14 protein-coding genes are annotated in these 13198 nt (G+C 41.7%); 2 read left to right on the top strand and 12 right to left on the bottom strand.

Going from position 1 to position 13198, the window contains the following annotated elements; all coding sequences use genetic code 11:
- Positions 1-70 precede the first annotated feature (70 nt).
- On the top strand, positions 71-214 hold the full coding sequence (locus BANVL01_RS22785; protein WP_066093300.1) for a YvrJ family protein: 144 nt from the start codon (positions 71-73) through the stop codon (positions 212-214).
- Between the two features lie 90 nt (positions 215-304).
- Here BANVL01_RS22785 and BANVL01_RS22790 read toward each other — a convergent pair whose 3' ends face one another.
- The 6 genes from BANVL01_RS22790 to BANVL01_RS22815 form a co-directional block, all read right to left on the bottom strand.
- Positions 305-1741, bottom strand: a complete 1437-nt coding sequence (locus BANVL01_RS22790) for a glycoside hydrolase family 1 protein (RefSeq protein ID WP_066093301.1) — start codon at positions 1739-1741, stop codon at positions 305-307.
- The gene (locus tag BANVL01_RS22795; protein ID WP_066093305.1) at positions 1738-2661 is read right to left on the bottom strand and encodes an ROK family protein; all 924 of its coding nucleotides are present in this window, start codon (positions 2659-2661) and stop codon (positions 1738-1740) included. Before BANVL01_RS22795 ends, BANVL01_RS22790 begins: the two co-directional genes overlap by 4 nt.
- An 81-nt stretch (positions 2662-2742) precedes the next feature.
- Positions 2743-3762, bottom strand: a complete 1020-nt coding sequence (locus BANVL01_RS22800) for a LacI family DNA-binding transcriptional regulator (RefSeq protein WP_066093308.1) — start codon at positions 3760-3762, stop codon at positions 2743-2745.
- A 91-nt stretch (positions 3763-3853) separates the two neighbouring features.
- A complete protein-coding gene (locus tag BANVL01_RS22805) occupies positions 3854-4696 on the bottom strand; it encodes a carbohydrate ABC transporter permease (RefSeq protein WP_066093311.1) in 843 nt (280 codons plus the stop codon).
- On the bottom strand, positions 4693-5652 hold the full coding sequence (locus BANVL01_RS22810) for a carbohydrate ABC transporter permease (protein ID WP_235845717.1): 960 nt from the start codon (positions 5650-5652) through the stop codon (positions 4693-4695). The genes BANVL01_RS22805 and BANVL01_RS22810 overlap by 4 nt, the downstream gene beginning before the upstream one ends.
- Positions 5653-5736: 84 nt before the next feature.
- Positions 5737-7041, bottom strand: coding sequence for an ABC transporter substrate-binding protein (locus BANVL01_RS22815; protein WP_066093314.1), 1305 nt, complete (start codon positions 7039-7041; stop codon positions 5737-5739).
- Between the two features lie 247 nt (positions 7042-7288).
- Between BANVL01_RS22815 and BANVL01_RS27905 the strand changes: the two genes are divergently transcribed.
- Positions 7289-7474, top strand: coding sequence for a hypothetical protein (locus tag BANVL01_RS27905; RefSeq protein WP_066093317.1), 186 nt, complete (start codon positions 7289-7291; stop codon positions 7472-7474).
- 297 nt (positions 7475-7771) lie between these two features.
- On the opposite strand, the gene BANVL01_RS22825 is transcribed toward BANVL01_RS27905, so the two are convergent.
- Genes BANVL01_RS22825 through BANVL01_RS22850 form a run of 6 tightly spaced genes read right to left on the bottom strand, consistent with a single transcriptional unit; the run spans position 7772 to position 13197 of the window.
- On the bottom strand, positions 7772-8413 hold the full coding sequence (locus tag BANVL01_RS22825; RefSeq protein ID WP_342342337.1) for a helix-turn-helix transcriptional regulator: 642 nt from the start codon (positions 8411-8413) through the stop codon (positions 7772-7774).
- A 44-nt stretch (positions 8414-8457) separates the two neighbouring features.
- Positions 8458-8832: a RidA family protein gene (locus BANVL01_RS22830; protein WP_066093324.1), complete on the bottom strand. Its 375-nt coding sequence runs from the start codon at positions 8830-8832 to the stop codon at positions 8458-8460.
- Between the two features lie 12 nt (positions 8833-8844).
- On the bottom strand, positions 8845-9909 hold the full coding sequence (locus BANVL01_RS22835) for a serine hydrolase domain-containing protein (protein WP_066093327.1): 1065 nt from the start codon (positions 9907-9909) through the stop codon (positions 8845-8847).
- Positions 9910-9914: 5 nt separating this feature from the next.
- A complete protein-coding gene (locus BANVL01_RS22840) occupies positions 9915-11066 on the bottom strand; it encodes a M20 family metallopeptidase (protein ID WP_066093330.1) in 1152 nt (383 codons plus the stop codon).
- Positions 11067-11080: 14 nt separating this feature from the next.
- Entirely contained in the window at positions 11081-12337 is a 1257-nt protein-coding gene (locus BANVL01_RS22845; RefSeq protein WP_066093335.1) for a threonine synthase, read from the bottom strand.
- 14 nt (positions 12338-12351) lie between these two features.
- Positions 12352-13197 (bottom strand): ABC transporter permease, encoded by an 846-nt coding sequence (locus tag BANVL01_RS22850; RefSeq protein ID WP_066093338.1) that lies wholly within the window; start codon positions 13195-13197, stop codon positions 12352-12354.
- Between the last annotated feature and the right edge of the window lies 1 nt (position 13198).

Below are 13198 nucleotides of genomic sequence, written 5' to 3' on the forward strand. Positions count from 1 at the left end.
TAGAGGCCGGATTCGCAACGAAGCCGGCCTTTCTTCACAACACATTTAATATAGAAAGGAGCGAATACTCGTGGAAGAAATCATTTCATTCATTAGCCAGGTCGGATTCCCGATTGTGGTGACCCTCTATCTGCTGTATCGGATTGAGTCCAAGCTAGATGCGGTGGTCCGATCGATACAGGAACTGCCCAACCGGATGAATGCGAGATCATAGATTCAGTCATTTCGCTGCGATTACGGGTGGACCGCTCTGCTGGTATCAGTGCAGGGTGGTTTACTTATAATTCGGGTGGTGACACCGGGATCACTCTACCCCATTAGATTCAATTACTTTCTTATACCAATAAAAGCTCTTCTTTTTAATGCGCCGAAGGTCGTGGGTTCCTTCTTCATGCTGATTGACGTAGACGAATCCATACCGTTTTTGGAAGCCGTTTAGCCAGCTTAACAAATCGGTGAAGGACCAGACGCAGTAGCCCAGGACATCGACACCATCTGAAATGGCTTCCTGAATCGCTAGGACATGGGAACGGAGATAATCAATCCGATAGTCGTCATGGACGATGTCACCTGCTTCCAATTTGTCATATTCACCCAGGCCGTTTTCACTAATCAAAATGGGCAGATCATAGCGGCTTGTTATTCTGCGCAAGGCAATTCTTAGACCCTGAGGATCAATCGTCCAATCCCAGTTTGTTCGTTCTAAGTTTGGATTGGTGGTCGTTTTAAATACACCGGGAATTCCGGTATCCTTTGATGTCCCTTTTTTACCGGTTGTATTCATTTCTCCTACACTGACACCGCCTACTAATGGATTCTCTTCAAAGGTGGTGGACTGATAGTAGTTTAACCCCATAAAGTCTGGCTTACCTTCTTTTAATAATTCAAAGTCTCCCTCTTCCACAATAGGAGCAAGGCCTTTTTCCATTAAATAGTTCCAGGTGGCTGTTGGATAATTCCCCCAAGCATACATATCCATCCACCAATGGCTGTTCAGATCTTCGGCATTTTCAGCGGCTACAATATCTTTTGGGCTGGAGGATGCGGCATAGGCAGGTGAGTAGGCAAAGCTGGGACCAATTTTCCCATCGGGAACATAGTGATGGAATGCCTTAATCACACTCGCATTAGCAAGATTGGCATGGTGATTCACCTGGTAAAAAAGCCTTTCATCTTGAACACCTGGTGGATGGGTGGCGTGTTGATACCCATGGCTGGTGAAAATATTTTGTTCATTTAAGCTGACCCAATATTTCACACGGTCACCAAAGCGTTTAAATAATTCAATACTATAATTTGTAAAGTCTTCGATAATTTGCCGCGATTCCCAGCCGCCATATTCTTCCTGAAGTGCCTGTGGCAAGTCCCAGTGATACAAGGTCACAATCGGCTCAATCTGATGTTCCTTTAATTCATTAATTAACTGATCATAAAACGCAAGGCCCGATTGATTGAGTTCTCCTCTCCCCTTTGGAAAAATACGTGTCCAGGCAACAGAAAATCGATAGGTCTTCAGGCCCATTTCCGCCATCAAACGGACATCTTCTTTATAGCGATGATAGTGGTCTACTGCCACATCACCGGTGGTTCCTTTGAAGGTTTTTCCCGGTATCCGGACAAACGTATCCCAGTTCGAAATCCCTTTGCCATCCTCATCCCAAGCCCCTTCCACTTGGTAGGCGGCAGAGGCAGCTCCCCATAAAAAATCCTTTGGAAACGATTTACGTGTTCGATGTATCATTCTACCCTCTCCCTATTCGTTTCTTTAGACTGCCGCTGCAAGAAGTGGTATAAGGCACCAATTAAGTTCGAATCATTACCAAACTGACATCTCTCCACTTGAACGGGTAAGCTATCTTGATCCTGTTTCATTTGATGTAACGTTTCATTAATCCGTTCAATGAACCCCTCGCGACTACTGATGGCGCCGCCAATCAGAATTTTCTCAGGGTCCATCACATACTGTAAATTATAAATCCCCACAGCCAGTCGTTTAAAAAATTTATCTACTTCCACCCGAACTTCTTCATCGCCGTTTTCAGCCAGTTCAAACACCTTTTTGCCAGTAAGGGTGGTGGGATCCAGCCGTTTTCGCTTCGCAACTTGGGTAATCAGTCCCCCAATCGCAGCTAAAGAACTCCATGTTTCCCCCACTGGCTTTTCCAAATAATCCTCCATGACCATATAGCCAAATTCACCGGCAAAGCGATTTTTTCCATGGCGGATTTTTTTATCCAGAACTACTGCGCCGCCGATTCCGGTGCCAATCACAATGACAAGATAATCCTTTACAGCTTCCGCAGCACCGAGCCATCCTTCTGCTAATCCAGCACAATTCGCATCATTTTCGAATTCAACCGGTAGCTTTGTTCGTTCTTGAAGAAGTTCTTTCATATTCGGCCCATGGATATAAGGAAGCGCCGTGATTCCCTTAATATATCCGGTTTCTACATTCACGGCACCAGGCATACTAATAGCCAAACCTTGTAGGGCATGAACTTTTTGATAATCCTTCACGATGAAATCAACAGTATCCAGCAACAGGCCGAGACTCGTTTTCGGAGTAGGAACCGAGGACTTTCGAATAAATCCTCCAATCTCATCCATAAGGGCATATTTAATAGAGGAACCGCCAATGTCAAGAACCGCATAGTAATTCACCAAATGACCTCCAATCAACCCTTTTTATATCTTTTAATAATAGTTTCCTATTAAAAAGCGCCCACTATTTTTCAAATATTGTTACGGCACCTGCGTTCCACATGACTCCCTGATCATTAATTCGGAGTCAATCAAGACAGGCTTTAATTGGGACTTACCATTAATTAAATCATTCAACATATAGGCGGATAATTTCCCGAATTTCTCTTTATCTTGTTTAACCGTCGTCAGTTTTGGGTCACTAAAGCGGCAGGCGGCAATGTCATCACATCCCACAATTCGAATATCCTGGGGAACGCGAAGCCCCGCTTCTTTTATCGCTCTGATGGCACCAAGCGCCATCATGTCCGATGTGGCAAAAATAGCTTCAGGATACTCCTTGGATTGGAGTATTTTCTTCATGGTCTCATAGCCGCTTTCTTCATGAAAGTCACCATACTGAATCCATTCTTCTCTAATTTCAAGACCAAATTGATTCATGGCTTCGAAGAAACCTTGTTTTCGATAATGAGAGATAGCTGAATCCCATTTGCCTCCGATATAGCCAACTTTTCTGATCGCATGTAAATAAAAAAACTCAACTACTTTTCTCGATAAATCAATGTTATCCGTCATGATGTAGCTTGATTTAGGCCCTTCTAACTCAATATCAATTCCCATACAAGGTATGCCTTCCTTGGCCAAACCATAGATGGCCTCCTCCACTTCCTCCCCGGCAATCACCAAACAGCCATCGACATGGAAATGCCGGCATCGTGCTAAATAACTGCCATGATCCGATTGAAAGCGTTCATTCGAAAACATTAAAATATCATAACCGAGTAACCCAATATTTTTTTTAAATGAGGAGATGACCTCATTGAAATAAGGATGTGTCATATCGACATTAATTTTCCCGGCATAGATTAGTCCGATCAGATTGGACTTTTTCGTTGCCAGTGTTCTAGCGGAAAAGTTGGGCTCATAGCCCATTCGGGTAATGACATCCATAACTTGTTTCTTCGTACTTTCACTAATTCCCTCATAGTTATTTATGACTTTTGAGACAGTGCCTTGGGAAACACCTGCCATGTGCGCGATATCTTTAATTGTTAAATTCATGTTCATCCCTTCTAACTCACTCAAAATAATAGATGCATATTGTTAGCTTACTAATAGTTGAAACCAATCGCAATGGTAATGGGTTGAGCGCTTATTTCACCGAACCATCCGTGATACTTGAAATAAATAAACGATTAAATAATAAGAAAATAATCAACAATGGTACGGTTGCCCAGAATACACCAGATAAAATCATGCCAAAGTCCACATTTTGTGTATTGCTTAATTGGGCTAAGGCAACTTGAATCGTATACTTTTCCGGATCTCTTAGTACCGTAAACTGCCATAAGAATTCTCCCCACGCAGCTGAAAAGACAATAATCCCCAATGTTGCGAAGGCCGGTAGAATAATTGGAAGCACAATGCTGCGATAAATTTTAAAGTTTGAACACCCATCTAATTTTGCTGCTTCAATTAACTCGTCAGGTACAGATCCACTAATATATTGCCTCATGAGAAAAATGCCCAGTGGATTGAGGAAGAACAAAATCATTACACCTGGTAATGTATCAAGTAAGCCAACCTTAGAAATCAGGAAATATTGTGGGATTAATCCTAATTGCGGCGGGATAATCATCGTTAAGAGGATCGCAGTGAAAAAAATATTTTTTCCGCGAAAGTTAAATTTCGCAAAAGCGAATCCTGCTAATGAACTGATAAATAACACAACAATCGTCACAATGGAACAAACAAGAAACGAGTTCCACATGGCCTGAAAGAAATCGATATGATCGAGGACCTTTTTAAAGTTTTCCACCAACAAATTCCCCGGCACGATGGTGGGCGGAATGGAGTTATAGGCAGAGCTGGGCCTTGTGGCCATGACGAACATCCAATAAAACGGAAATAGCGAACATAACGAAGCAATCGCTAAAAGTACATAAATAAGGATCTTTCCAACGGATGATTTTCTTCCTTTTTCCGATTGATTCATTTGTTTCCCCCCCTCTTCCTGCCCATACCTGAGGTTAAGAATGTATTAATGGCTGCGAATGCTGTGATCAGCACTAATAGAATAATAGCGGTGGCAGATGCTGTACCAAAGGATTGTAATTTAAAGGCATCCCGATACAAATACATGACGATGGTCATCGCTTCATCTCTCGTAAACGCGCTATTTCCTAAGAAGACGGTCGGTTCAGAAAATAGCTGCAGGGCCCCAACCGTCGACGTGAATACCGTTAAGACGATAAATGGTTTCAGCATCGGCATGGTAATGTGCAGAAGCTGTTGAAATTTATTCGCCCCATCGATGGTGGCTGCTTCATACAAGTCATTGGGGATACTTTGAATACCCGCAAGATAGATAATGGTGTTATATCCCACCCATCGCCAAAATACCATAATCGAGATCGCTATTTTCGTTCCCCATTCCGAACTGCTCCAATTCACTGGATCTAGTCCCGCCAAACTTAATACATAATTGGCTAAAGAGGATTCGTGATCACTGAACAGGACACTGAAAATAAGGGCTACAGCCACCATCGATGTGATATATGGCAAGAAGATCGTGACTCTGAAAAAGTTTTTCAATTTGAGAAAGGCAAGATTCAACAAATAAGCAAAAATGATTCCGAAAACTAATTGCGGGGCCGTCCCCATGAGCCCAATGACAATGGTATTGTATACCGATTTCCAAAAAAGCGGGTCTGTTAAGACAATTTTAAAATTAGCGAATCCCACAAACGTCATCGGGCTTAAGCCGTTCCATTTTTGGAACCCTAAAAAAATGCTAAATAGTACAGGATATAACCCAATAACGGCAAAAATAATAAAGAAAGGGGCAATATATAAATAGCCGGAAATCATGTCTTTCTTCTCCTCCGACATGTACCTTTTCTTTCTTACCTTTCCCTTATTCCTCATGGTATTCACTTTCACAGGATCCATTTTCACACCCCATTTCCTCTCAAAGTAGGATATGGTGCCCTAATGGCCACCATATCCACTTCCATTTCTAGTAAACTTGTAAAATTAGCGCTTTAATAGATCTTTTGAACGCTTAACTGCTGCGTTCCATTCTTTTTCTGGATCCGCTCCCTTATTTTGAACATTCTTCAAGGCATTCAGCACTTCCTGATAAATTGGGAAGTATTTTTCCCCTTTATAAATCGCACCATTGATATCTTGCGCAGCCTTCGCAAATACTGGCGCTGTAGCTTGCCCGCCAAAGAACTCATCTTTATTATTCTTGAAGGCATCCATATCATAAACAGATGGTGCAGATGGGAAAAGCCCCTTGGCTTGGAATGATTTTAATTGATTGTCTGGAGAAACTAACCATGCGGCAAATTTATAGGCTTCCTTCGCATGTTTGGTTTCTTTTGGAATGGCGATAAAAGAGCCGCCCCAGTTTGCAGCAAATTCAGATGGAAGTGTAGCCACTTTCCATTTCCCAATCGCTTCCGTCGCATTGCCTTCCATCCAGCCTTTTAACCAGCCAGCACCTAATTCGGCAGCGAATTCACCTTTATTCACCGCATTTGCCCATTCAGGCGACCACATTTCGAATTTCCCAACGATGCCTAGTTTGTTTAATTTCACGGCATAATCATAGGCATTCTTAACAGCGTTTCCATCTTTTTCTAGCAATAGATCACCTTTTGGATTGAGAAAGGTTTCTTGCGCAGCATCTAAATATGCTCTGAAGGCCATTTCAATACTGTCAACAAACGGCTTTCCTGTTTTGTCTTTCACCTTTTGTCCAGCTTGTTCAAAGGATGTTGGCGAATTAATTAAACTAGCCACTTGATCTGGATCTGTTGGTAAACCGGCTGCTTCAAATACATCTGTACGATAGTATAAGGCTTTAGGACCGATATCTGTTGGCAAGCCAATGAGGAAATCACCAGCATTGTTTTCACCTGTTTTCCATTTCCAATCAAGGTATTGATTTTGTATATCCTTTGCACCAAGGTCATATAAGTTTTCAAAACGATCTTGTGCTACTTTAAAGCGGTCAAGTTGGTCAATTTCCAACATCGTAATATCCGGTGCCCCACTTCCAGCAGATAAAGCTGTAAATAAGGCGTCATGATGCTCTGCCGTTTCAGCCGCTCTTACTTTAATTTTGACATTAGGGTTTTCATCTTCATATTTTTTGGCTAAATCTTCGTATCCAGTCGCACCAAACGCCCAAAAGGTTAATGTAACTTGTTTATCACTGCTTTTACCTTTATCAGTACCAGTTGACGCCTTCTCCGTTCCACTACATGCTGCTAATGAAAAGGCAAGGGCTGCTGATAATCCAATAGCGGCTAATTTTTTTAAGCTTTTCAAAATAGATTCCCCCTACTATTTTTTCGCTAATCCTTACTTACAAGTGGATTGCTGCTACAAAAATAACCATTCATCTTATTTTTGTATCATTCACCTCCCCGTTCGAGTGCAGTTCATCCTAAAAACTAAATTATTGCTTACTCATTCGGAAACCGGTTTCCGAATACCGTAAAAAAAATACCCTAATCCACCTCAGAAAACGCTTTCAATACGAATTATATAGACAATTTTCCGAAAAATCAACCTTTTGTTTAAAAATTTTAGAAAGCGGTTTCCAACATTATCAGATGAATTATTAAACCATGAAGGTTGGGAGGTCTTAACTATAACCTATGTTAATATTGGAACGATCAGAATGAATCGGAATGAAAAGGAAACAAATGAATATGGTGTTTACTTCCCAACATTGGAGATCGAAGCACGATTAAAATGACCTGCAAAACCTCAACTCCAATACCCTTAAGAAAAGGGTGGTATTTACAAAAGTGGTCAGTCACCGCTGCATGAATTAAAAGTGCCCGAATAATGTCGAAGCTTTTCGACAAAATCCGAGGCGTGACTAGGCATCGCAATTACTCCACTCCAAAAAAAACGAAAGGTACCCCCAACATTTTGGGCAGTACCTTCGCTTTTTACTCTTATACGATTCCTTACAGATATGTAATGAGATCACTGGCAAACCAACTGGACTTATAAAATCTTTTTCATTGTTTAATGCTAAAGTACGACTTTACTCTCGGCCATTATCCAAATAACTATATAAAGTAAATTTGGAAATATCCAGGAATCGGCAAACCTGATCCCCAGCTTTCTTGATCAAAAACGCTCCTCGTTTATCCAAAAATTTAATAGCTCTAACTTTGTCTTCCTTCGTCATATGAACGACAGGTTTTCCAATCTCCTTCTGACATTCTTGGATGAGGTACTCAAGAAGTTCGCTTACGTCCTGTACAAATACTTCCTTTACATCTGTTTCCAAGCTATGCATGGTAACTGCTTTAAGTGTTTTTTCGACCATGATTAAATCGGAAATATCGAAGTTAATACAAACAGACCCGACAATATCCCCATTACTATTTTTAATATAAATGGAAGTGGAACGTAAAATTTTTCCACCACTAGTATGCGTAATGTAATTATATCGGTCACCATCTTTGACGGTTCCGCGTAAAACTTCTAGCCCCAAATTTGTTCCGCTGTCGCCAATTTTCCGACCAGTTATGTAGCCGTTCTCAATAGCCACGATTGAGTTCTCATAATTTCCGGTTAAGTCGTGCAAAACGACCTCACAATTTTCACCGAATTGTGCACTTATCCCCTTGATAACTGATTTTAGAAAATCAAGCTCATCATTAATATTTTCCACTATCATCACTCAATTCAAGATATAAATTTTTTAAAGGGAAGGTTAAGAAATTATTCCATGATTTCCGCAATAACATCAATCTCAACGAGAATATTATCTAATTGACTACCAACTGTCGTTCTAACCGGATACGGTTCAGAAAAAAACTGTTGATATACTTGATTATATTGAGCGAAATCCTTTAAGTCAGCCAAGTGTGCTGTCACTTTCACAACGTCATTTAATGAAGAACCTGCGGATTCCAAAATGTGTTGGATATTCATTAATACTTGCTCTGTTTGTTCTTCAATTGAGACAGGAGTTTTACCAGTTGCTTGATTTTTGGGCCCTTGACCTGCCACATAGATACGATTACCCACTTGTAGGCCTTGGGAATAGGATCCTACTGGAGTAGGAGCTTTTTTTGTTTTTATTGCTTGTTTCACTGTTTACCCTCCTTATTTTACCTTATTTTCTATTTTTTGCATATCCAATATTGCTAAATTATGATAGATTGCGCGAATTCGTTTAATTTTTTCATTTTCACGAGTTGGGTGGACCCGATTCGTCAGTAGGATGGCAAATACATCCTTCTCTGGATCCATCCATAAACTTGTTCCAGTAAAGCCAGTATGTCCATACGAAGTTGGAGAGAAAAGGTCTCCTGCAGGCGATCCTTTTAGATCCTTTCCTTGCCAGCCAAGTGCCCTTGCTAGATTCAAAGACTTTGTATGATTTTCCGTCATTAATTTAATGGTTAATGGGTTTAAGAATTCTTCATTATCCGTTCTGCCCATCCGTAACATCATCTGACAAATAATCGACAAATCCTTTGCTGTTCCAAACAATCCAGCATGACCCGCAATTCCTCCAAGAACTACACAGTTTTCATCATGCACCATTCCGCGGATGGTTTGGTTTCGCCATGAACAATATTCCGTAGCAGCCATTCGATTAATGTACTGCTCCGGTGGATTAAACATCGTATTCACAATCCCAAGGGGAGCAAAAACTAATTCCTTCATACCGGTATCCAGTCTATTTCCTGTCACAGATTCAATTATATCTCCTAGTATCATATAACCCTGTGAAGTATATTCAACGGTTGAACCAATTTTGTTGCGAAGTGGCAATTGACGAACTGCCTCCCTCATTTCCTCAGGTGTTTTTACTTGTTTGTACAATGGCTGTTGCCCCGGAATTCCACTTGTATGGGTTAATAACTCAAACAAGGTAATGTCCGCTTTATTTGTACCCAAATAGGATGGCAAGAAATAAGATATTGGATCATCAAGAGAAACTTCACCTTGTTCAACTAATTTCATCAACGAAAGCATGATAAGTGGTTTCGATACGGAAGCTAAATCCCACAAGCTATTACTCTCAACTGGTTCGCCATCCCAGGCTAGTGTTCCAACACTTCCCTCTGCCGTTATCCCTTTTGAATTTCCATAAATGAAAACAGCACCAGAGAATACCCGAACCGCCCTTGCCCTCTCTAGAAGTGTAGAAATATTATCCATAACTATCACCTTCTTAAAAATTTTCGTGCTATCTGTTCATAGATAACAACTGCCTGCTCCACTTGTGTGATTTCTACAAATTCATCCGGCACATGAGCCTGATCTAAACTTCCTGGTCCAACGACTACGGTTGGAATACCGGCAATGGTAACCAGCTTGCTCATATCACAACCCGCTGGGAAGCCTTTCGGTTGCTGAGCATTACCGGTCACATTTTTTACAGCCGCCAATGCTTCTTTCACGATGGCTTCTGACTGGTTGGTTTCGGAAGGAACCGTCGCTACAACCACTTCGATTTCTTCTACATGTAAACTTGAAACTTTATCCTTCGTATTGGCTAACACCATTTCTAGCTCTTCGTCCGCTTTAGCATGCGTTTCGCCAGGCAGAAGTCTTCTATCTATAATGATCTCAGTATTGCCAGGAATGGTATTCTGTCTAGTACCACCTTGAATAATGGTTACTTCTGCACTTGGTGGTCCAAGAAGCGGATGTGGACACTTTACAAGTTGATTCTTTAATTTCTCATACTCCACGGTAAAATAGGCGGTATGCAAAATCGAGTTCACACCTAAATGAGGACTACCGGAATGTGCGGCACGACCACGAAACCTTAGCCTTCTCATATAAGTCCCTTTATGTGCCGTGCAAACCCCAAGCTGCGTTGGTTCTCCGACGACAGCCCCGTCTGCTTCAATCCCCTGCTCCACCAAGTGTAAACTTCCTATTCCTCCAGCTTCTTCCCCCATCACTGCTGCTAAAATCATTTTCCCCTGTAATCCATTTTTGTTTCGTGCAAGGTGCTCCATTGCTGTAATCATTGCAACAAGACTTCCTTTGGCATCACAAGCACCCAATCCGTATAGACGGCCGTCAGCGATTTTAGGTTCAAAAGGGGGATTCGACCAAACCTGACCGGTTGGATTATTCACGTCCATATGCGAGTTGAAAAGTAAGGATGGGCCCGGACCAAAATCAAGGGTAGCAATGATGTTGTCTTTACCGGGTTCGACAGTCTGACGCTCCACTTTTGCTCCAAAGCTTTTCACCCAGGCTTCGATCCACGCAGCAACAGGTTCTACGTTGCCTGGTGGCTGTGGTGTCTGAAGGGAAATACATTCGATTAATTTAGCAATAACAGGATTGATTTTTTCCACCAAGAATCCCCCAATCAGTGACCCCAAATCTCGACCAATAATTTCGCTAGTTGATTATAATCTGCATCTAACCTTAACATCGATTCAGGGATTGCCCTTTGCACGGCGGAAGATTGTTTCAAACCACTTCCAGTAATGACACAAACTACACGTTCGTCAGGTTTAATACGTCCCTCCACTACAGCACGTTTTACTGCTGCAAGAGATGCTGCGGAAGCAGGTTCAGCACAAATTCCTTCTCTTCCTAGCCACCTCATTGCCTCTAATATTTCATCATCCGTCACTGATTCTGCAAATCCTCCCGAATCATAAATAGCGTTCATTACTCTCTCGCCGCCTTGAATCGGAGCATTTCCTGCAATGCTTTGAGCAATAGTTTTCGTCGAATCCCCATACCTCTCTGCTTTTCTTAATCCACTTTGGAAAGCCCGGGTAATCGGCCCTGTAGCAGTCGGTTGAACCGCCACCATTTTTGGCAACTTTTCAATCCAGCCTAATGTATGCAATTCACAAAAGCCTTTCCACGCTCCCCAAATACCGCCTCCGGTTCCAACGGGATGAACCATCACATCGGGGGCCTGCCAATTTAGTGTCTCACTAATTTCATAAGCATAGCTTTTCATCGCTTCATGTCTAACGGGATTAATGAAATTGACAAATTGATAGAGTCCTAGTTCTTTTACTCCTTTTTCCAGCATATCGGTAATTTCGGTCATGTTTTCAAAATGGAGTGTAGCCATTGTTGCACCATACAATCCAATCGTTGCTTTTTTCACAGGATTTGCTAAATATTCTACTAAGACAGTTGCTTCAATTCCAGCACGTGCAGCATATGCCGCAAAGGATGCCCCGGCGTTACCGGAGCTGTAGGTTAAACCACGGTGTATGCCTAGTTCCTTTGCAAAGCTAATCGCAAGGCTAAAGCCTCGATCTTTGAAGCTTCCCGTTGGCATCAGCGTGTCATTTTTAAAATATAAGTTTTCCAATCCTAGTTTCGGACCAGCATATATGGATGGTGTTAGCAATGTACCGCCTTCTCCAAGTGAAATCACATTTGCAGCATCCCTTAGAGGATAAAATTCATGCCAACGCCATATGGATGTATCACGCGATGCAAACATTTTTGGGGAAAGTTCCCGTTTCATTTTGGGCAAATCATATTGCACTTCAAGTAATCCGCCACATTTTGGACAGGTGTTCAAAGACTCGGATAACGAAAACTCTGAACTACAACGGTCGCAAAGAAAGTTTGTTGCATAGGACCAAGTCATATCGTATTCTCCTATTATTTTGATTTTGGATCGAATAAATCTCGGATCCAGTCACCTAAAATATTGATTGCTAGAACCACAAGCATGATTGCTATTCCCGGGAAGAGAGAAATCCACCACGCAGAACCAATATACAGTTGACCCTGGCTTAGCATATTTCCCCAGCTCGGAATATTTATCGGCACACCAAGTCCTAGGAAACTAAGCGAGGATTCTGCGATTATGGTTGATGCCACTTGGAAAGTAGCAATGGTTATGATGGGCGCAAGGATATTTGGTAATATATGACGGAATAATAATCTGCCATCACTAACACCAATTGTTCTGGCAGCTACCACAAAATCGCTTGATTTCATACTGAGTACTTCAGACCGAATAACTCTGGCATATTGAACCCAGCCAGTAATACCTAAGACAATGATTAGATTCATCATTCCGCCACCAAGGACAGCAACGATAGCTAGTGCCAATAGAATAGTAGGAAAAGCTAATTGTATATCGGCAATCCTCATCATAATCGCATCGACTGTCCGATAATAACCCGATAGCAAACCAATTACAGCGCCGATAACCCCTGAAATGATAACCGCCAGCACGCCGATTAAAATGGAAATACGGGATCCATATAAGATTCTGCTTAATAAGTCTCTCCCTAAATTATCTGTACCCAATAAATAACCAGATACCGAACCATCTATCCATGCAGGAGGCTTTAATCGTGCCGTAAGTTCTTGAGCGTTCGGATCGTACGGAGAAATGAATGGTGCAATAATCGCGATAATGGCAAACAGTACAAGTATAATGATTGAAAACCAATTAAAGAGATTACCTATGTTGCCTTTTCTCAAAATACTTATCATA

This window comes from Neobacillus novalis NBRC 102450 (assembly GCF_001591805.1).
GTDB classification, from domain to species: Bacteria; Bacillota; Bacilli; order Bacillales; family Cytobacillaceae; genus Neobacillus; species Neobacillus novalis.